20 protein-coding genes and 1 tRNA gene are annotated in these 19072 nt (G+C 58.8%); 8 read left to right on the top strand and 13 right to left on the bottom strand.

The window, feature by feature from the left end:
* Positions 1 to 38: 38 nt before the first annotated feature.
* The 3 genes from J9789_RS03455 to J9789_RS03445 are packed head-to-tail and all read right to left on the bottom strand — an operon-like array spanning position 39 to position 2781.
* On the bottom strand, positions 39 to 791 hold the full coding sequence (locus J9789_RS03455; RefSeq protein ID WP_209342395.1) for an ATP-binding cassette domain-containing protein: 753 nt from the start codon (positions 789 to 791) through the stop codon (positions 39 to 41).
* 2 nt (positions 792 to 793) lie between these two features.
* Entirely contained in the window at positions 794 to 1771 is a 978-nt protein-coding gene (locus J9789_RS03450) for an iron chelate uptake ABC transporter family permease subunit (protein ID WP_348633625.1), read from the bottom strand.
* On the bottom strand, positions 1768 to 2781 hold the full coding sequence (locus J9789_RS03445; protein WP_245185053.1) for an iron chelate uptake ABC transporter family permease subunit: 1014 nt from the start codon (positions 2779 to 2781) through the stop codon (positions 1768 to 1770). The genes J9789_RS03450 and J9789_RS03445 overlap by 4 nt, the downstream gene beginning before the upstream one ends.
* Positions 2782 to 3141: 360 nt before the next feature.
* Here J9789_RS03445 and yaaA point away from each other — a divergent pair, with 360 nt between their 5' ends.
* Together yaaA and bcp are read left to right on the top strand one after the other, a co-directional pair.
* Positions 3142 to 3891, top strand: coding sequence for a peroxide stress protein YaaA (gene yaaA / locus J9789_RS03440; protein WP_209342394.1), 750 nt, complete (start codon positions 3142 to 3144; stop codon positions 3889 to 3891).
* A 1-nt stretch (position 3892) separates the two neighbouring features.
* Positions 3893 to 4351: a thioredoxin-dependent thiol peroxidase gene (gene bcp, locus J9789_RS03435; RefSeq protein WP_209342393.1), complete on the top strand. Its 459-nt coding sequence runs from the start codon at positions 3893 to 3895 to the stop codon at positions 4349 to 4351.
* 34 nt (positions 4352 to 4385) lie between these two features.
* Here bcp and J9789_RS03430 read toward each other — a convergent pair whose 3' ends face one another.
* From J9789_RS03430 to cysE, 3 genes are all read right to left on the bottom strand, one after another.
* Positions 4386 to 4958, bottom strand: coding sequence for an ECF transporter S component (locus tag J9789_RS03430; protein WP_209342392.1), 573 nt, complete (start codon positions 4956 to 4958; stop codon positions 4386 to 4388).
* A 151-nt stretch (positions 4959 to 5109) separates the two neighbouring features.
* Positions 5110 to 6522 (bottom strand): cysteine--tRNA ligase, encoded by a 1413-nt coding sequence (cysS, locus tag J9789_RS03425; RefSeq protein WP_209342390.1) that lies wholly within the window; start codon positions 6520 to 6522, stop codon positions 5110 to 5112.
* Between the two features lie 13 nt (positions 6523 to 6535).
* Positions 6536 to 7222, bottom strand: a complete 687-nt coding sequence (cysE, locus tag J9789_RS03420) for a serine O-acetyltransferase (protein WP_209343697.1) — start codon at positions 7220 to 7222, stop codon at positions 6536 to 6538.
* 341 nt (positions 7223 to 7563) lie between these two features.
* On the opposite strand from cysE, the gene J9789_RS03415 reads away from it, so the two are divergent.
* Both J9789_RS03415 and J9789_RS03410 read left to right on the top strand, forming a co-directional pair.
* Positions 7564 to 7911, top strand: a complete 348-nt coding sequence (locus tag J9789_RS03415; protein WP_209342388.1) for a PadR family transcriptional regulator — start codon at positions 7564 to 7566, stop codon at positions 7909 to 7911.
* Positions 7898 to 9256, top strand: a complete 1359-nt coding sequence (locus J9789_RS03410; protein ID WP_209342386.1) for an FtsW/RodA/SpoVE family cell cycle protein — start codon at positions 7898 to 7900, stop codon at positions 9254 to 9256. The genes J9789_RS03415 and J9789_RS03410 overlap by 14 nt, the downstream gene beginning before the upstream one ends.
* Positions 9257 to 9396: 140 nt before the next feature.
* On the opposite strand, the gene J9789_RS03405 is transcribed toward J9789_RS03410, so the two are convergent.
* The 7 genes from J9789_RS03405 to J9789_RS03375 form a co-directional block, all read right to left on the bottom strand.
* A tRNA-Pro gene (locus J9789_RS03405) sits at positions 9397 to 9473 on the bottom strand.
* Between the two features lie 101 nt (positions 9474 to 9574).
* The gene (locus tag J9789_RS03400) at positions 9575 to 10576 is read right to left on the bottom strand and encodes an NAD(P)H-dependent glycerol-3-phosphate dehydrogenase (protein WP_209342384.1); all 1002 of its coding nucleotides are present in this window, start codon (positions 10574 to 10576) and stop codon (positions 9575 to 9577) included.
* Positions 10573 to 11262, bottom strand: a complete 690-nt coding sequence (locus J9789_RS03395; RefSeq protein WP_209342382.1) for a glycerol-3-phosphate acyltransferase — start codon at positions 11260 to 11262, stop codon at positions 10573 to 10575. The genes J9789_RS03400 and J9789_RS03395 overlap by 4 nt, the downstream gene beginning before the upstream one ends.
* 5 nt (positions 11263 to 11267) lie before the next feature.
* Positions 11268 to 12590 carry a ribosome biogenesis GTPase Der gene (gene der, locus J9789_RS03390; RefSeq protein WP_209342380.1) on the bottom strand — a complete coding sequence of 441 codons (1323 nt, stop codon included), beginning with the start codon at positions 12588 to 12590 and terminating at the stop codon, positions 11268 to 11270.
* Positions 12591 to 12606: 16 nt separating this feature from the next.
* Positions 12607 to 13974, bottom strand: coding sequence for a DUF512 domain-containing protein (locus tag J9789_RS03385; protein ID WP_209342371.1), 1368 nt, complete (start codon positions 13972 to 13974; stop codon positions 12607 to 12609).
* A gap of 137 nt (positions 13975 to 14111) precedes the next feature.
* Complete coding sequence (rpmF, locus tag J9789_RS03380; protein ID WP_209342370.1) at positions 14112 to 14309, bottom strand: 50S ribosomal protein L32; 198 nt, start codon at positions 14307 to 14309, stop codon at positions 14112 to 14114.
* A gap of 41 nt (positions 14310 to 14350) precedes the next feature.
* Complete coding sequence (locus J9789_RS03375) at positions 14351 to 14851, bottom strand: DUF177 domain-containing protein (RefSeq protein ID WP_209342364.1); 501 nt, start codon at positions 14849 to 14851, stop codon at positions 14351 to 14353.
* A gap of 187 nt (positions 14852 to 15038) precedes the next feature.
* On the opposite strand from J9789_RS03375, the gene J9789_RS03370 reads away from it, so the two are divergent.
* The 4 genes from J9789_RS03370 (at position 15039) to J9789_RS03355 (ending at position 19029) form a co-directional block, all read left to right on the top strand.
* Positions 15039 to 16001 (top strand): RluA family pseudouridine synthase, encoded by a 963-nt coding sequence (locus tag J9789_RS03370; protein WP_209342361.1) that lies wholly within the window; start codon positions 15039 to 15041, stop codon positions 15999 to 16001.
* A gap of 163 nt (positions 16002 to 16164) precedes the next feature.
* On the top strand, positions 16165 to 17334 hold the full coding sequence (locus J9789_RS03365) for an ABC transporter ATP-binding protein (protein WP_209342359.1): 1170 nt from the start codon (positions 16165 to 16167) through the stop codon (positions 17332 to 17334).
* Positions 17324 to 18172 (top strand): ABC transporter permease, encoded by an 849-nt coding sequence (locus J9789_RS03360; RefSeq protein WP_209342357.1) that lies wholly within the window; start codon positions 17324 to 17326, stop codon positions 18170 to 18172. The genes J9789_RS03365 and J9789_RS03360 overlap by 11 nt, the downstream gene beginning before the upstream one ends.
* Complete coding sequence (locus tag J9789_RS03355) at positions 18169 to 19029, top strand: ABC transporter permease (RefSeq protein WP_209342356.1); 861 nt, start codon at positions 18169 to 18171, stop codon at positions 19027 to 19029. The genes J9789_RS03360 and J9789_RS03355 overlap by 4 nt, the downstream gene beginning before the upstream one ends.
* Positions 19030 to 19072: the final 43 nt, after the last annotated feature.

Genomic DNA, 19072 nt, shown 5'->3' with positions numbered 1-19072 from the left:
GTTCATTCTCCTTTTCTCAAAAAGTACTGAAAATGGGGTCAATAGTAGATGGAAAGCGGACGGCCCGCAATGTTCAAAATCTCAAAATCCACACGGTAGATCTCCGACAAGTTTTCCTTGGTCATCACCTCCTCCACCGTTCCGAATTTGGCGATCTTTCCATCCTTGAAGGCGCAGATATAGTCAGAATAAAAAGCCGCATAATTGATCTCATGGAGCACCAGGATCACGGTCTTGCCCAGCTCGTCGCACAGGCGGCGGACGGTCTTCATCATATTGGTGGCATGGTAGATGTCCAGATTGTTGGTGGGCTCGTCCAGCAGCACATACTCCGTGTCCTGGGCAATGGCCATGGCGATCATGGCCCGCTGCCGCTGGCCGCCGGACAACTCATCAATGAAGCGATCCTGAAACTCCTCCAGCTCCATGTAGGCGATGGCCCGGTCAATGATCTCCTGGTCCTCCGGAGTGGTGCGTCCTCCTGAGTAGGGGAAGCGTCCAAAGGTCACCAGCTCCCGGACGGTGAGCTTCATCTGGATGTTATTGGACTGAGTGAGGATGGCCAGCCGCTTGGCCAACTCCTTGCTTTTCCACTTGCCGATGTCCTTTCCTTCAAAGTCCACCAGGCCGCTGTCATGGGCGATGAGCCGGGAGATCATCCCCATCACCGTGGACTTGCCCGCCCCGTTGGGGCCGATCAGGGAAATCACCTTTCCCTTGGGGATCTGAAAGGACACCCCGTCTACTACGGTCTTGCCGTCATATTGCTTGGTCAGTTGCTGGATGCGCATGGTCAAACCTTCTTTCTGGTCAACAGGAGATAGAGGAAATAGAGTCCGCCGCCCACGGTGATAAACACACTGACGGGCACGGCGTAGGAATATACGTGCTCCACAATGAGCTGCCCGCCCACCAGCACGATCATGCCGAACAGAGCGGAGCCTAGAATGAGCTGGGTGTGGCGGTAGGTTTTGAGCAGCTGCCGGGACAGGTTGGCAATGATAAGACCCAGGAAGGAGATTGGGCCCACCATGGCGGTGGCCACGGCAATGCACAGAGTCACGCCCAGCAGCAGCCGCCGGATGCACCGGTCATAGTCCACACCCAGATTGATGGCCTGAGCCTTGCCCAGGGTGAGCACATCCAGCAGGGCCAGGTCCTTCCGCAGCACAAAGTTGATGGCTGCCAGCAGCACGACGGAAAAGAGGATGATCTCCGAATTGATGTTGCTGAAGCTGGCCACCAGCGTGGTCAGCAGGGTGTCATATTCATTGGGGTCCATGACTCGGGTGAGAGTGGTCTGAATGCTGCCGAAAAAGGAGGTGAGCACCGTGCCCACCAGCAGCACATAGAGTACGTTGTGCTTGGTCTTTTTAAAGATCCAGCTGTAGATGACCGTGGCCACCACACCCATCAGCACCACATCCACCCCGAAGGACAGATTGGCGTTGGTGGCGATCACACTGCCCGAGCCCAGGACAAAGACCACCGCCGTATGAATGAGCGTATACAGGGAGTTCAGGCCCAGCAGGCACGGCGTGACGATCGTATTGTTGATCACCGACTGGAACACCAGAGAGGCCCCGCCGATGGCAAAGGCGGTGATAAGCATAGCGATCAGCTTGGGGGTGCGGATCTTCATGGCGTACTGCAGCAGCTTGGCGTTTTCAAACGGAACGCCCACCAGCAGATAGGCCGCCGCGCACAGCAGCACCAGAGCACCCATCATCAGCAGCTTGCGCCGGTTAGCCCGGACTGCGGTCAGATTCACGCTTCCTCCCCCCTCTCTGCTGCGCTCACTGTTCCGGCGCAGCCGCCCTGGCCGCCGCCCAGACGGACCGCTTTCCGGCCGTTCTTCAGCCGATAAAACAGTAGGCCGATAAAGATCAGGCTGCCCAGAATACCCACGATCAGCTCAATGGGCAGCTCATAGGGGTAGATGACCACCCGTCCGATCATGTCGCAGGCCAGCACAAAGATGGCGCCGAAGAGGGCGGTATCTACCAAGGTGCCCCGGATCTTGTCTCCCTTGAACATGGCCACCACGTTTGGCACGATAAGCCCGATGTAGGAGATAGACCCTACCACCACCACAATGCTGGCGGTGATCATAGCCGCAATGGTCAGTCCCAGAAAGAGCACCACGTTGTAGGGCACGCCCAGGTTCTGAGCAAAATTGCGACCCATACCCACAATGTTAAAGTAGTTGGCAAACACAAAGGCCAGTATCACCAGCGGAACGGTGAGCCACACGATCTCATACCGTCCCCGCAGCACCAGGGAGAAATGCCCCACCAGCCAGGAGGACAGGGCCTGGGTCATCTCATACTGATAGGCCAGGTAGCTGGTAATGCCGCCGATCACATTGCCGAACATAATACCCACCAAGGGGACCATGACCGCATCCTTGAACTGGATGCGCTGAATGAACCACACAAAGACCCAGGTACCTAGAATAGCCGCGCCGAAGGCAAAGATCGCCCGACTCCACAGAGTGGACTGGGGCATAAAAAGCAGCGCCAGCAGAATACCGAACTGGGCCGAAGAGATGGTGGTGCCGGTGGTGGGCGAAACAAACTTATTCATGCACAGCTGCTGCATGATCAGGCCAGCCACACTCATGCCCACACCGGTGCAGAGAATGGCCAGCAGCCGGGGCAAGCGGGAAATCAGAAAAATCTCCGCCGCCTCCAGATCACCGGCCAACAGCTTGCCCGGTTCTACGTTGATTACCCCTACAAACAGGGATGCAGCTGACAGTATCAGCAGTACAAGCCCCAACAGGATGGATAGCCGATGTTTTTTGATAGTGGTTCCCTCCCTCTCTTCTTAGTTGGTTTTAGCTAACTTATACCCATAAAAATACCTATCTTCTGATTTCGGACAGGTACAAAACGGCGCTCTTTGGTTAGCTATAACTAACGTCGACTCATACTTTAGCATTTGACCCTCAAAAATGCAAGTGATTTTTCCTCCCACCTGGAAGAAAACAGAAAATCATACAGTTTTTGTAATGTATTTTTGTTCCTTTTTGTCTTATCTGCCCAGCGCCCTCTCCTCTGGCTATTGCTTCCCATTGCCAGAATGCAAAACCATGGTATAATACCATCAGAAACCAACTCTTAACTCGGAGGTAGCGCCATGCGCATCCTGATATCCCCCGCCAAAAAAATGCGGGTGGATACCGACAGCTTCGCCGCCCCGTCTCTTCCCGCCTTTCTTTCCGAGACCGAGCGGCTGCTGACCGCTCTGCGGGCTATGACCCCCGCCCAGCTGCAAAAGCTTTGGAAGTGCAACGACTCCATTGCCGCCCTCAACCAGGCCCGGCTGGATACCATGGACCTGCACCGGCAACTCACCCCCGCCATCCTGTCCTACGAAGGCATCCAGTACCAGTACATGGCCCCCGGTGTCTTTGACCGGCAGGCTCTGGACTATGTGAGTACGCACCTGCGCATTCTCTCCGGCTTTTACGGCGTGCTGCGGCCCTTTGACGGGGTCACCCCATACCGGCTGGAGATGGCCGCCCCCCTGTCGGTGGACGGAGCCAAGGACCTGTATACCTTCTGGGGAGACAAGCTGGCCCGCGCCCTGGCGGCTGAGACCGACCTGGTGGTCAACCTGGCCTCCAAGGAATACAGCAAGGCGGTACTCCCCCATCTGCCCACCCATGTCCAGGTGCTGACCTGCACCTTCGGCGAGTTGAAGGGGGATAAAGTGGTGGAAAAGGGCACCATGTGCAAGATGGCCCGGGGCGAGATGGTGCGCTGGATGGCAGAACACAACGTGCAGCAGGCGGAAGCCCTTCAGGCCTTTGACCGGTTGGGCTACCGCTTCTCCCCCGCCCACTCCCGGGCGGAACACTATGTCTACTTGAAGGAGGACGTTTGATATGTTGGAAGTTGGAACCAAGGCGCCGGACTTTACCCTGCCGGACAAAGAGGGCAATCCCGTCACTCTGTCCAGTTTTCTGGGCAAGCGGGTGGTGGTCTATTTCTACCCTCGGGACAACACCCCCGGCTGCACCCGCCAGGCCTGCGGCTATGCCGCTGCCTATGACGAGTTCCAGGCCCTGGACACGGTGGTCATCGGCATCAGCAAGGATTCCGTGGCCTCCCACCAGAAGTTTGCTCAGAAGCACGAGCTGCCCTTTATCCTGCTGTCCGACCCGGAGCTCACCGCCATTCAGGCCTACGGCGTCTGGCAGGAAAAGAAGAACTACGGCAAGGTCAGCATGGGCGTGGTCCGCTCCACCTTCGTCATCGACGCCAACGGCGTCATTGAAAAGGTGATGCCCAAGGTCAAGCCGGACACCAACGCCGCCGACATCCTTGCCTACCTGCGCGGATAAAAAAGGTGCCCTCCTATGGAGGGCACCTTTTTCATTAGCAACTGTGGCGTTTCCGCCCGTCCGTACCGAGTCCCGCTCGGGCTTCCGCATGGCTGAGCACCGGCAGCAGCACCGCGCACACCACGACACCGGTCAGACCCTGTACCACATTGAAGGGCACGCCCGCCAGCACTGCCGCCGCTGCGGCCGCCAGGCTGCTGCCTGCCAGCACCATCATCCCCACCTCATAGAGGAAATAGCCGCTAACCATGACCGCCTCAGCGGGGAGTCCGCACAGAAGCACACCCAGCGGGGTGGAGATATGGGCTCTCTTCCGGCAGAGCCGATACAGGCACCCGCCCACCAGCGCCGTCAGCGCCTTGATGGCAAAGGTCCCCGGCACCCACGCTGTGTAGCCGCCGAACAGATCGGCCAGCATGGACCCGATTCCTGCTGCCGCCGCGCCCAGTCCCGGCCCCAGCAGAATGCCGCAGATCAGCACCATGCCGTCCCCCAGATGTATATACCCCAAGGTAGGGGTGGGGATCCGGATCACCATGGTGGCCGCCGTGGTCAGCGCCGCAAGCAGGGCCGCCATGACCATACGTCTGGTTTTGAGGTTCGCCATACAAAAACGCCTTCCTTCCGTTTTTTCTCTGTGCCCCCAGTATAGGTCCGATCTGATCTTTTTAAAAGTATCAAATCTAATCTATTTTATAAGGTCAGATTTCAGAAACAACAGCGCCCGCCGATGCTGCCGGCGGGCGCTGTTTTCCTTGTTACACACGGGTCCAGGTGGTGCCGTCCTTGCTGTCCTTGATCTCCACGCCCATCTCCTTGAGTTGATCGCGGATAGCGTCGGCGGTGGCCCAGTCCTTGGCCTTCTTGGCCTCCAGACGCTTGGCAATGAGGGCCTCGATCTCCTCGGCGCCCTCCACCGGGGCGGCCTCTTTTTCCCGGAGGGCGGCGGCCTTCTCCAGCAGGCTCAGGCCCAGCACCTGGTCAAAGCTGCCGATGAGGGCCCGCTTGGTGGCATCGTTAATGTCCGCCTTGAGCACGTCGTACAGGGCGGTGACACCCAGGGAGGTGTTCAGGTCGTTGCCCACAGCCTCGATGAAAGCGGCCTTGTACCGGGCGGCGGCCTCCTCATCCACCGGGGCGGGGTCGTCGGACAGAGCGGCCACACGGGCCACCAGTTTGTCGTAGGCCACCTTGGCGTTGTCCAGGTTCTCCCAGGAGAACACCAGACCCTTGCGGTAGTGGGACTGGAGGCAGAAGAAGCGGTAGACCAGAGGATCATAGCCCTTCTCCTCCAGCAGGGAGACGGTGAGGAACTCGCCCTTGGACTTGCTCATCTTGCCGCTGTTGGTGTTCAGGTGATGGACGTGCATCCAGTATTTGCACCAGGGGTGGCCCAGATAGGCCTCCGACTGGGCGATCTCGTTGGTGTGGTGGGGGAAGGCGTTGTCAATGCCGCCGCAGTGGATGTCCAGGTACTCGCCGGCGTACTTCATGGAGATGCAGGAGCACTCGATGTGCCAGCCGGGATAGCCCACGCCCCAGGGAGAATCCCACTTCAGGGCCTGATCCTCAAACTTGGACTTGGTGAACCACAGCACAAAGTCGTTCTTATTGCGCTTGTTGGTATCCTCCTCCACGCCCTCACGGACGCCCACAGCCAGGTCCTCCTCGTCGTGGTCGTTGAACACGTAGTACTTCTCCAGCTTGGAGGTGTCAAAGTACACGTTGCCGCCGGCCACATAGGCATAGCCGGTATCCAGCAGCTTGGTGATGACCTTGATATAGTCGTCGATCATGCCGGTGGCGGGCTGCACCACCTCTGGGTACTTGATGTTCAGCTTCTTGCAATCGGCAAAGAAGGCGTCGGTGTAGAACTTGGCGATCTCCATCACGCTCTTGTGCTCGCGCTTGGCGCCCTTCACCATCTTGTCCTCGCCGGTGTCGGCGTCGGAGGCCAGGTGGCCCACGTCGGTGATGTTCATGATGCGCTTGACGTCGTAGCCCTCGTAGCGGAGGAATTTCTCCAGCACGTCCTCCATCAGGTAGCTGCGCAGGTTGCCGATGTGGGCAAAGTGATACACGGTGGGGCCGCAGGTGTACATGGTCACCTTACCGGGCTCGTGGGGGACAAACTCTTCTTTCTTGTGGCTTGCGGAGTTATACAGTTTCATGGTAATTCGCTCCTTATTGATTTTGGCTTCTTGCCTGTTCATCCATCAGCTTTTCCAGCCACTCCAGCCGGGAACTGATGGCCTGCAGTTCTTTCTGTACCGGGTCAGTCACGTGGATCTGATCCACGGAGGAGGCGTAGTCCACCTTCTCTCCGGCAATGCGTACCACCCGGGCGGGCACGCCCACGGCGGTGGCGTCGGGTGGGATCTCGCTGAGCACCACCGCATTGGCGGCGATGCGGGCGTTGTCCCCCACCTTGAAGGGGCCCAGCACCTTGGCGCCGGTGGACACCATCACGTTGTTGCCCAGGGTGGGGTGGCGCTTGCCCTGGTCCTTACCGGTACCGCCCAGGGTGACTCCGTGGTAGATGAGGCAGTCGTCGCCGATCTCGGCGGTCTCACCGATGACGATGCCCATGCCGTGGTCGATGACGAACCGGCGGCCGATCTTGGCACCGGGGTGGATCTCAATGCCCGTCCAGAAGCGGCTCCACTGACTGACAAAGCGGGCCAGGAATTTCAGCTTGTGACAGTAGAGGAAATGGGCAAGGCGGTGGTAGATGATGGCGTGTACGCCGGGATAGAGCAAAAAGATTTCCAGACGGCTCCGTGCCGCCGGGTCGCGGGCCTGGTAGGCCCGCAGGGTCTCGCCGAGTCGGGTCAGGGAAAACACCTCCAAAGAAAAACGCCTCTTATGCATCTGCATAAGAGGCGACAAAATCGCGGTCCCACTCTCATTTCTCACTCAATGGCCGATGACGGGGCCAGCCGGGGGGCATCCACATCCCCCGCGCTCCCGGACGCACATTCTCCAGTTACTCCCTGGGACCGCTCTCAGCCGGTGACGTTCCCTCTCTGGCGGGTACTCGCTGGGTACTATTTCCGTTCTTCGCGCTATTTAATTACCATAGTATACTACCACGTTTCCCATTTGGTGTCAAGCAACGGGGCAGCGCCATTTCTCTGAAGCAAAACCGGCTTGACATATATAGATCATCTATATATAATCAGATATATAGATAACCTATATAGGAGGTGCCTATGGAACTGGAAAAGAGTCTGGTCAGCGGCAGCATGGCCCTGCTGGTGATGAAGCTGTTGGAGGACCGGGACATGTACGGCTATCAGATGATCGAGGAGCTGAAAAAGAGGTCGGACGACACCTTCCACCTGAAGGCCGGCTCTCTGTACCCCCTGCTCCACGGCCTGGAGGAGAAGGATTACGTCTCCGCCTATGAGCAGGAGGCCACCGCTGGGAAGCCCAGGCGCTACTATCATCTGACCGGCCTGGGCCACAAGGTCCTGCACGAAAAAGAGGCTTCCTGGAATCTGTACGCCCGTGCGGTCAAACAGGTGTTGGGAGGGGGTGCCTGCTGTGCAGGAGCATAAAACCATTGAAAGCTACCTGGAGATGGTATCCGAACAAATCCGGTGGAAGCGGGCTCGGTCCGTGGTGGTGCCGGAGCTGAAACGGCACCTGGAGGACCAGCGGGATGCCTTCGCCGCAGAGGGCCGCCAGAACGCCGAGGAGCTGGCAGTGGAGGAGATGGGGGACCCGGTAACCGTGGGCACGGAACTGGACGCCATACACCGCCCCAGGCCCCAGTGGGGGCTGCTGGCCCTCACCATGCTGCTGGCCCTGTGCGGCGCCCTTCTCCAGATCTGGCTGACCGCCCCTTGGTCCTATTGCTACAAGGATGTGGACCCCTTCCGCACCCTGACCGCCTTTGTTTTGGGCTGCGGGGTTCTGCTGCTGTGCTACTTCCTGGATTACACCTGGCTGGGCCGCCACGGCAGAGCCATCTATCTCTGTGCGGTGGCGGCAAGTCTCCTGGCGCTGCTTGTCTCACCCCGGCCTCAGTCGTTCTCCTTTTACGCTGCCTATCTCACCCTGTGCTATCCTGTGGTATACGCCCTCTGGCTCTACACCTACCGGAGAAGCGGCTGGACAGGCCTACTGCTGGCAATCGCGGGCGGTATCCCGCTGGCGGCAATATGCATGCTGGTGCCCCGTACGTCCAGCCTCCTGACTCTGATGTTTACAGGCTTCGTCCTGCTGATGGCAGCAGGCTGGAAGGACTGGTTTGGGATCGGCAGACGAAAGACCATGGTTTTCGTGCTGCTCTGCGGGGCCGTACTGGTGTTTTCTGCTCTCCTGCTCCTGTGGCCCTCCCTGTTCGCCAACAGGCGGCTGGCGGCCGCCCTGCACCCCGAGCTGGACCCCACAGGGGCCGGATACCAGGCCAATATCATCCGCAAGGTGCTAGATGCCTCCCAATGGCTGGGCCAGGGCACGTGGAGCACCGATGTCTCCGCCCACCCCTTTGAAATGACCGTGCCCAGCTGCAGCTCCGACGCCTTTCTGACCACCATCATTTACAAATTGGGCTGGGCGCCTTTTCTGGCCGTTGTGCTGGCCTTTGCGCTCCTGGCGGCCTGGCTGCTGCGCCGCTGCCTGAAGCATAAGAGCCAGCTGGGGAGCGTGGTGTCCCTAGCGGTGGTGATGGCTCTATGCGCCCAGGCGCTGTATAATATGGTGTGGAATCTGGGCTATCCTCTGTTTGCCGCTGAGTTCCCACTGATCGTCGGCAACACGAATACCATCATCAACATGGGTCTGATCGGACTGGCTCTGTCGGTCTTTCGCGGAGAGAGCATCGCCCGGGATGACCGACGCGGAGAGCCGCTGCCCCAGCCCCGTTACCGCATCAAGATTTCCATTCAGAAATACTAAGAAAAAAGAAAGCACGGACAACGCTTCCACAGCGGTTGTCCGTGCTTTTTTCTATTCTGCTTCAGGGAGCAGATTGCTTGCCCAAACCAGGGCATTCTGAGAAAAAGGAAAAAGTCCGTATTCCTTTCGGAATACGGACTTGGTCCGAGTGACTGGATTCGAACCAGCGGCCTCTTGAACCCCATTCAAGCGCGATACCAAACTTCGCCACACCCGGAGATCGCCGCCGTGTTTCAGACGGCTTGATTATAATAGCACAGGTCTTAGAAGAATGCAAGCCTTTTTTCAAGTTTTTTTATTTTTTTTGAAAACGGCCATTTACACCCAGCTGTCCTCCAATTCGTGCTTCCGTTCCCGGGTCATCAGGTCCACAATCACACGGTGAGGATCCTTGCCCTCATAGAGCACCTGATAGGCCGCCTCGGTGATGGGCATCTCCACCCCCACCTTCTGGGCCAGAGTACGGGCATTGGCAGCAGCATAGTAGCCCTCCACCACGGCGCCGATCTCCTTCACCGCCTGGTCGGTGGGCGTACCCTTACCGATCAGAATGCCGCAGCGGCGGTTGCGGGAGTGCATGGAGGTACAGGTCACAATCAGGTCGCCTACGCCGGACAGGCCTGCAAAGGTCTCCCGGCGGCCGCCCATAGCCACGCCCAGCCGGGCGATCTCGGTCAGGCCACGGGTCATCAGGGCCGCCTTGGTGTTGTCGCCATAGCCCATACCGTCACTGATACCGGCACACAGGGCGATGACGTTCTTCAGAGCTGCGCCCAGCTCCACGCCCACCACATCGTCGGAGGCATACACCCGGAAGCGCTCATTCATAAACAGGTCCTGGACCTGCTCCGCGGCGGAACGGTCCTTGGAGGCGGACACCACCACGGTAGGCACATGGCGGCCCACCTCCTCCGCATGGGAGGGGCCGGACAGAGCCACGATGGGATGGGCGTCCCCCACCTCCTGCTCGATAGCGTCGGTGAGGGTCAGAGAGGTGTCCTTCTCAATACCCTTGGACACGGACACCAGCACCGCGCCGGGGTCCAGCATGGGGGCTGCGGCCCGGGCGGTGGTGCGCACGGCAAAGGACGGGGTAGCCAGTACCACCGCGCCGCAGCCCTTTACGCAGGCCAGGTCGGAGGTCAGCTTCAGTTCCTTGGGCAGAGGGACACCCTTCAGCATGGGGTTCTCCCCTGTCTCCTGCAGCACAGCGGACTCCTCCGCCGTATAGGACCACAGGGTCACATCATGTCCATTTTCCAGCAGCACCAGGGCCAGAGCCGTGCCCCAGCCGCCGCTGCCCAATACCGCGATTTTCACTTTGACGTACCCCCGTTCAATTTATGATGCAGGCTGAACTTGGATTCGGTGCCGCTGAGGATGCGCTTCAGGTTGCCCCGATGCTTCCACACGATCAGACCGCCCAGAACGATGGACAGGATCAATACCAGCCACGCGTGAGCCGACCACACCGGATCAAGCAGGTAGCTGCGGTAAACAAACCCCGTTGCAAAGGGAAAGGATGCGCCCGCCCAGATGGAGCCCAGGGAGACCCACTTGGTGATGATGGCCAGGATCAGGAATCCGCCCCACACCACCAGGGCAATGCGCCAGTCCATCATGATGGCAATGGTACCTCCGGACAGGATGCCCTTGCCCCCCTTGAAGTGGAACATGCAGGGGAACATGTGGCCCAGCAGGCAGAAGGTACCGGCCCAGTACTTGCCCACGACCACCATGAATGCCCCCTCGCCGCCAAACAGCCAGGAGGCCACCAGGATGGCAACCACCGCTTTAAGCACGTCGGTCAGGATCACCACCAGGGTGAGGGGGCCGCCGAAGGTGCGGTAAAAGTTGGTCAGGCCCGCGTTGCCGCTGCCGTGCTTGCGCACGTCATCCCGGAGAATATACTTGGAAACGATGACCGCTCCGTTGAAGCAGCCCAGGAAATAGGAGAGCAGCGCCACGCCAGCATAGAGCAGAACAGTAAGCGTCGTCCAATTCATTTCCGTCACTCCTTGTCGCTCTTCTGGCGGATGGTAAGCCGCACCGGGGTACCTTCCAGACCAAAGGTAGAGCGGATCTGATTTTCCAGGTATCGCTGATAGGAGAAATGGAACAGCTTGGCATCGTTGCAGAAGCACACAAAGTGGGGCGGCTTGATGCCAATCTGGGTCATATAGTAGATCTTCAGCCGGCGGCCCTTGTCCGTGGGGGGCTGCACCCGGGCGGTGGCGTCGGCCAGCACCGAGTTGAGCATGCCGGTGGTGATGCGCAGGGAGGCCTGGTCGTTGACATAGTTGATCAGGTCAAAGAGCCGGTCCACACGCTGGCCGGTCAGGGCGGAGATAAAGACGATGGGGGCGTAGGTCATATAGGACAGGTCACGGCGCACATCCTGGCGCATCCGGTCCATGGTCTTGTCGTCCTTTTCGATGGAGTCCCACTTGTTGACTACTATGATGCAGGCCTTGCCCGCCTCATGGGCCAGGCCGGCCACCTTGGTGTCCTGCTCGGTGACGCCCTCGTTGGCGTCGATGAGGATCAGGCATACATCGGCCCGCTCGATGGCCATGGTAGCCCGGAGCACGGAGAACTTCTCAATGGGGTCGTCCACCTTGGACTTCTTCCGCATACCGGCGGTATCAATGAGCAGATACTTGCCCTTCTGGTTCTCAAAGTAGCTGTCCACCGCGTCACGTGTGGTGCCCGCCATATCGCTGACGATGACCCGCTTCTCCCCCAGGATCTTGTTCACCAGGGAGGACTTGCCCACGTTGGGCTTGCCGATGATGGCCACCTTGATGACGTCGTCATCCACTTCCTCCTCGTCCTCGGGGGGGAAGTACTTGAAGCACTCGTCCAGCAGGTCGCCGGTGCCGTGGCCGTGGACGGCGGACACGGCGATGGGATCGCCCAGACCCAGGTTGTAGAATTCATAGATGTCCGGGTTGGTGTGACCCACCTGGTCCATCTTGTTGACCGCCAGCACCACCGGCTTGCCGGAGCGCAGCAACATGTTGGCCACCTCCTGGTCGGAAGCGGTAAGACCGGTCTTCACGTCGCACAGGAAGATGATAACGGTGGCGTTCTGAATGGCGATCTCCGCCTGCTGGCGCATGAAGGCCAGAATCTCGCTGTCGGTGCCCGGCTCGATGCCGCCGGTGTCCACCAGGTCAAACTTCCGATTGAGCCACTCAGCCTCGGCATACAGCCGGTCCCGGGTCACACCGGGAGTGTCCTCCACGATGGAGAGCCGCTGGCCCACCAGCTTATTAAAGAGCATGGACTTGCCCACATTGGGGCGGCCCACAATAGCAATTAAGGGTTTCATGGCACATTCCCTCCCTTTACGGATTATATCGATAATACTCCGCCTCCGGCGGGAGTACGGGGCATTGGGCCGTCACTTCCCGGCCCAGGATGGCGTCCGCCAGATCAAATCCGCTGTCGGCAGGCACCGGGACTACCGTCACACCCAGAGCCTGCTCCACCTGCTCCACCGTCACATCATCCAGGAACACCTGCTCCCCGGCCCGGAACATATTGTCCGGGATGAGCAGCCGTCCGCCCAGGTCTTTTCCCCTGAGCTGCTCGATGAGATCGGTTCCGGTAATGAGGCCGGAGACCGTAATGGTCTCTCCAAAGAAGCGGTTGACAATGGGATAGACGGTTCCTTTTATATTACCACACTGCTTCCGGGCGTTGTCAACAATTTCCTGCACAAAAGGAGCAGCAGACAGGCCGGTGGCGATAGAAAAAGGCTCAACCTGCTCCGGCTCTTCCTCCTCCATGCCCATAGCAGCCTGATGAAGAAGCAGCCGCAGCATCCCTACGCCGTTTTCCAGCTGGTCCAGATCCTCATAATAGGCCTTTTCCGGCAGCTTCCGTCCGGCCATGAGGTAAAATTCATCGGAGCACCACACCAGGCTGGTACCGTGTTCCTGCAGAAAGGTATGGGCAAAGGTTTCCACCTGGTCGATAAGGGCGGCCGCCTGCTCCTTGGTGTAGGGCTCGATGCGGCAAAGCCCCTCCCGGAATTTGGTGACGCCCACCGGCACCACGGCCACGCTGGTCACCGCGGGGTGGAGCTTGCCCAGATCCTCCATGGTCCGGGTCAGGGCGGGGCCGTCGTTGACGCCGGGGCAGGCCACCACCTGGCAGTTCATCTCAATACCCGCCTTGGCAAACCGCTCCATAATGGAGAGGCACTCCCCTGCCCGGGGATTCTTCAGCATGGCGGTGCGCAGTTCGGGGTCGGTGGCGTGGACCGAAATGTTGATGGGGCTGATCCGCAGGTCGATGATCCGCTGGATCTCCCGCTGGGACAGGTTGGTCAGGGTCATATAGTTGCCCATCAGGAAGGACAGCCGGGCATCGTCATCCTTAAAATAAAGGGTCTCCCGCATACCGGGAGGCATCTGGTCCACAAAGCAGAAGATGCACTTGTTGGCGCAGGACCGGGCTCGGTCCATCAGATAGGTCTCAAAGTTCAGGCCCAGGTCCTCTCCCTCCTCTTTTTTGATGCGGAGGGTGCGGCTGCCGCCGTTTTCCTCGGTGAGGGTGAGCTCCAGCCTGGGATCGTAGGCGTAAAACTTATAGTCCAGCACATCCACAATGGGATGGCCGTTGATGTGGGTCAGGGTCTCCCCCGGCCTGACGCCCGCCTTCCGGGCCGGACTGTGGGGGTCCACCGATGCGATTTTGGTCAGGCTCATGGGCGAGCTCCTTTCCGGAATGGTATGGCATGTGAGCGGCTCCAAAAGCCGCCCCTACAAGCTCCATGACACTTATTGTACCCGAATTCCGGGCAAAAAGAAAGAGGGGCTTCTCTCCCCTCTTCTTTTTCGGCTATTTAGTTCGCCTCAGCAGTGGTCTCCACCTTACCGAACTCATGGCCCTTGTAGGTCATGCAGCTCTTGCACATCCGGTGGGGCAGACGGAACGCACCGCACTTGGGGCAGGTGGTGACGCCGGGAGTCTCCAGCTTCCACACGGAGCTGCGGCGCTTATTCCGGCGCTGCTTGGACACTTTACTCTTAGGGACTGCCATCTATGACACCTCCTTAGGTTCATGCCCTGGCCGGGCAAATCTTACTCATCTTTATCCAACAGCTGCGCAAGTGCAGCCAAACGTGGATCGATCTCTTTTCTGCATCCGCAGGGTCCCTCGTTCAGGTTGGCGCCGCAGGTGGCGCACAGACCTTTACAATCCTCGGAGCAGACGTGCTTGGAGTCCATGGACAGCACCAAAGCCGTGGTGAACACCTCGTCCAGATCCACGGCGCCGTCCTCCAGGAGCACGATCTCGTCGTTCTCCTCATCCTCCAGGGTCTCTGCCAGCAGAGTGCTGACGGGCAGACGCAATTCCTGCTGGAACGGCTTGAGGCAGCGGTCACACACCAGTTCCAAAGTGGTGTCCGCGCTTCCTTCCAGCACAAGTGCACCCGCCATGTTGCGTACCGTCCCATGGATCACAATGGGATGGGCAAAGGGCCGCTCCCCGTAAAAATCCAAATCGGACAGGTCCAACTGGGACTCAAAGGGCAGAGACGCGCCCGGTACGTGAAGTATCTCCTTCAGATTAAAGCGCATGATACCCTCCTCATAATGGTACGCGGAATATTATAGCGAAAATACTTCCGGTTGTCAAATCTTTTTTTCAACTTTTTTCTACCACTTTTTCCTGCCCTTTCTCCCGGCCCTTCTTGCGCCCAAAGGGAGAATTCAGTATAATATATAGTTACTGAAAAAATCGCGCTTCGGCGCGCCGGAGGTCACTATGCGGGAATTCACCATTGGAAAAAATGACGCCGGGCAGCGGCTGGACCGGTGGCTGGGCAAGACCCTGCCTCTCCTCCCCGCCCCCCTGGCCCAGAAGTACATCCGCCTGAAGCGGGTGAAGGTCAACGGCAAGGGGTCCCAGCGGGATGTGCGGCTCCAGGTGGGAGACCTGTTACAATTATACATCAATGACGAGTTTTTTGACCAGCCCCGGGAGGACAATGCGTTTCTTGCGGTGTTCAAGCCCAAGCTGGACATTGTGTATGAGGACGAGAACCTGATGCTTCTCAATAAGCGCCCCGGCCTGCTGTGCCACGCCGACGAGCATGAGAAGGTCAACACCCTCATCACCCACATCCAGGCCTACCTTTATCAAAAGAAGGAGTGGAATCCCCGGGACGAGCACTCCTTCACCCCTGCCCTGTGCAACCGCATCGACCGCAACACCGGCGGCATCGTCATGGCGGCCAAGAATGCCGAGACCCTGCGCATCCTGAATCAGAAGATCAAGGACCGGGAGATCGCCAAGTTCTACCTGGCCATCATCCACGGCAAAATGACCCCTCCCCAGGGCAAGCTGGAGGGCTTTCTGCTGAAGGACGAGAACAAGGCCCAGGTGAAGGTCTTCCACAAGCCGGTGCCCGGTGGCAAGAGCGCCGCTACCTTATATAAGACACTGAAGGTCAACCGGGGCCTGTCCCTGGTAGAGTGTGAGCTGCTCACCGGCCGCACCCACCAGATCCGGGCCCAGTTCGCCGCCTCCGGCCACCCCCTGCTGGGAGACGGCAAGTACGGCCGGGAGCGGGACAACAAGCAGTACGGCCGCTCCTTCCAGGCCCTCTATTCCTATAAGCTGGAGTTCACCTTCCCCACCGACGCCGGTATTCTGGAGTACCTGCGGGGGCGGGTATTTACCGTGGAAAACGTGGATTTTGTGGAGGAGTATTTCCCCCAGCCTTGAGTGGAATGGCCCCCTGAGGGCGCGGGCGTAAAATCCGCGAAAAAAAGCCGTTTTATTATTGACATTTTTCGCAATTCCATATATATTTGTTTCGTCATAAGGGCGTACCCAACCGCCGGTTTGGGTACGCCCTTTACTACCGTTTAGAAATGGGGGAGGATACATGTCCAAGGAACTGATCCGCCTGTCGGATTGCTTCATGAAATTTGATGACGACGTCATCCTGGACCATATCAATCTGTATATTAACGATAAGGAGTTCCTCACGCTGCTCGGTCCTTCCGGGTGCGGCAAAACCACGACGCTTCGTATTATCGGCGGCTTCCAGAAGCCTACCTCCGGCGACGTTTATTTTGACGGCGTGAGGATTAATGACGTTCCCCCACATAAGCGGAAGGTCAATACCGTCTTTCAGAAGTACGCCCTGTTCACCCACATGAACATTTTTGAGAATGTGGCCTTCGGCCTGCGGGTGAACAAGGTCCCCGATCCCAAGGATCCCAAGAAGATGATCAAGGTCCCTGAGTCCGAGATCAAGGAGCGGGTGGAGGAGGCTCTGGCCCTGGTGAACCTGGCCGGCTACGGCAAGCGTTCGGTGAACTCCCTCTCCGGCGGTCAGCAGCAGCGTGTGGCCATTGCCCGCGCCATCGTCAACCGGCCCCAGGTGCTGCTTCTGGACGAGCCTCTGGGCGCCCTGGACCTGAAGCTGCGCAAGGACATGCAGATCGAGCTGAAGCGGATCCAGCAGCAGGTGGGTATTACCTTTATTTATGTTACCCACGATCAGGAAGAGGCCCTGACCATGTCCGACACCATCGTGGTGATGAACGAGGGCAAGATCCAGCAGATCGGCACCCCCGAGGACATTTACAACGAGCCCAAGAACGCCTTCGTGGCCGACTTCATCGGTGAGTCCAACATCATCGACGGCATCATGCATGAGGACTACGTGGTGGGTATGTACGGCCGCAAGTTCAAGTGCCTGGATAAGGGCTTTTCCCCCGGCGAGGCGGTGGACGTGGTCATCCGCCCCGAGGACATCGACATCGTGCCCGAATCCGAGGGCCAGCTCACCGGTACCGTCACCGAGGTCACCTTCAAGGGCATCCACTATGACATCATCGTGGACTTCCGGGGCTTCAAGTGGCTGATCCAGACCACCGACTATTCTCCCGTGGGAGCAAAGATTGGGGTGAAGATCGACCCCGACGGCTTCCACATCATGAAGAAGAGCCAGTACTCCGGCACCTTCGGCGACTACAGCTCCTACTCCTCCGAGTATGACGAGCTCAACGAGGACCGGCTGGAGGAGGAGCACGACGATGAGGAATAAATGGCTGGCCGCGCCCTACGTGGTATGGATGGCCCTCTTCGTGGTGGCCCCCCTGATTCTGGTCGTGATCTTCGCCTTTACCGGCCAGGACGGCAGCGTCACCCTGGATAACTTCAGCAACATGGGGACCTATATCCCCGCCTTTCAGCACTCCTTCGCCCTGGCCTTTATCGCCACACTGATCTGCATCCTGATCGGCTATCCCCTGGCTTACTTCCTGTCCCGGGAAGGGGTGATGGTGCGCAAGGTGGCTATGATGCTCATCATGCTGCCCATGTGGATGAACTTCCTGCTGCGGACCTACGCCTGGATGTCCATTCTGGACGACAACGGTCTCATTAACCAGTTCCTGTCCGCCATCGGCTTCTTCGATCTGTGGAACACCATCTTCGGCACCAACATCCAGTTTTTCCACATGATCAACACCCCCGGCGCCATTGTGCTGGGTATGGTGTATAACTTCCTGCCCTTTATGGTGCTGCCCATCTTCTCGGTCATCGAAAAGATCGACCCCAAGGTGGTGGAGGCCGCCCAGGACCTGGGCGCCAACAGCTCCATGGTGTTCCGGAAGGTGATCTTCCCCCTGTCTCTCCCCGGCGTGCTGTCGGGCGTGACCATGGTGTTCATCCCCTCCGTGTCCACCTTTGCCCTGTCCCGCCTGCTGGGCGGCGGCAAGACCCTGCTGCTGGGCGATCTCATTGAGATGCAGTTCCTGGGCAACGCCTACAACCCCCACCTGGGCTCCGCCATCGCCCTGGTGATGATGGTAATCGTACTGGTGCTGATGGCCATCATGAATCGCTTCGGCGAAGGTGAAGAGGGGGTGGCTGTGCTGTGAGAAAGCATCGAATCCCTTCCCGCCTCTTCTCCCTGCTGGTGTATATCTTCCTGTACGCCCCCATTGTGCTGCTCATCGTCTTCTCCTTCAACGCCACCAAGAGCAACCGTGTCTGGGGCGGCTTCTCCCTGGACTGGTACGTGGAGCTCTTCCACAACACCCGTCTGCTGGGCGCCCTGCGCACCACCATTATTCTGTCGGTGCTGGCCGCCTTTATCGCCACCATCCTGGGCACCGCTGCCGCCATCGGCTTCTACTCCATGCGCCGCCGGTCCCGCAGCATCTGCCTGTCCGTCAACAACATCCCCCTGACCAACGCGGATATCATCACCGGCGTGTCCATGATGCTGCTCTTCGTGTTCGCCATCGGGGTGTTCAACGGCAGCTTCCTCAGCGAGGCTCTGGGTATCCGCTGGAAGATGGGCTTTGGTACCCTGCTCATCGCCCACATCACCTTCAATGCCCCCTACGTGATCCTGTCGGTGATGCCCAAGCTGCGGCAGCTGGACCCCAACGTGTATGAGGCGGCTCAGGATCTGGGCGCCTCCGGCTGGTACGCCTTCCGGAAGGTCATCCTGCCCGAGATCATGCCCGGCGTGCTCAACGGCCTGATCATCGCCTTTACCATGTCCATCGACGACTTCGTCATCAGCTACTTTACCAAGGGCTCCGGCGTCACCACCCTGGCGGTGGAGATCTACACCATGGTGAAAAAGCCGGTGACTCCAGAGATCAACGCTTTGTCTACCCTGATGTTTGTGTGTGTGTTTGCTCTGCTGCTGACCGTCAACATCCGGCAGGCCCGGCAGGAAACTGCCTCCCTCCGGCGGAAAGCCAAGCTCAATCCGGGCCGGTAAGGTCCACGCTTTGTGGTAACATGCCCTGACGGGCTTGTTATAA

The organism is Flavonifractor sp. AGMB03687, assembly GCF_017811815.1.
GTDB lineage: Bacteria > Bacillota > Clostridia > Oscillospirales > Oscillospiraceae > Flavonifractor.
Note: the sequence above shows the minus strand (reverse complement) of the source record. Positions and strands in the feature narration are given on the sequence as shown.

Coding starts and splice junctions, on each gene's coding strand:
- J9789_RS03455 (WP_209342395.1), bottom strand. CDS start 791: ATGCGCATCCAGCAACTGACCAAGCAATATGACGGCAAGACCGTAGTA.
- yaaA (WP_209342394.1), top strand. CDS start 3,142: ATGCGCATCCTGATATCCCCCGCCAAAAAAATGCGGGTGGATACCGAC.
- bcp (WP_209342393.1), top strand. CDS start 3,893: ATGTTGGAAGTTGGAACCAAGGCGCCGGACTTTACCCTGCCGGACAAA.
- J9789_RS03430 (WP_209342392.1), bottom strand. CDS start 4,958: ATGGCGAACCTCAAAACCAGACGTATGGTCATGGCGGCCCTGCTTGCG.
- cysS (WP_209342390.1), bottom strand. CDS start 6,522: ATGAAACTGTATAACTCCGCAAGCCACAAGAAAGAAGAGTTTGTCCCC.
- cysE (WP_209343697.1), bottom strand. CDS start 7,222: ATGCATAAGAGGCGTTTTTCTTTGGAGGTGTTTTCCCTGACCCGACTC.
- J9789_RS03415 (WP_209342388.1), top strand. CDS start 7,564: ATGGAACTGGAAAAGAGTCTGGTCAGCGGCAGCATGGCCCTGCTGGTG.
- J9789_RS03395 (WP_209342382.1), bottom strand. CDS start 11,262: ATGAATTGGACGACGCTTACTGTTCTGCTCTATGCTGGCGTGGCGCTG.
- der (WP_209342380.1), bottom strand. CDS start 12,590: ATGAAACCCTTAATTGCTATTGTGGGCCGCCCCAATGTGGGCAAGTCC.
- J9789_RS03385 (WP_209342371.1), bottom strand. CDS start 13,974: ATGAGCCTGACCAAAATCGCATCGGTGGACCCCCACAGTCCGGCCCGG.
- rpmF (WP_209342370.1), bottom strand. CDS start 14,309: ATGGCAGTCCCTAAGAGTAAAGTGTCCAAGCAGCGCCGGAATAAGCGC.
- J9789_RS03375 (WP_209342364.1), bottom strand. CDS start 14,851: ATGCGCTTTAATCTGAAGGAGATACTTCACGTACCGGGCGCGTCTCTG.
- J9789_RS03370 (WP_209342361.1), top strand. CDS start 15,039: ATGCGGGAATTCACCATTGGAAAAAATGACGCCGGGCAGCGGCTGGAC.
- J9789_RS03365 (WP_209342359.1), top strand. CDS start 16,165: ATGTCCAAGGAACTGATCCGCCTGTCGGATTGCTTCATGAAATTTGAT.
- J9789_RS03360 (WP_209342357.1), top strand. CDS start 17,324: ATGAGGAATAAATGGCTGGCCGCGCCCTACGTGGTATGGATGGCCCTC.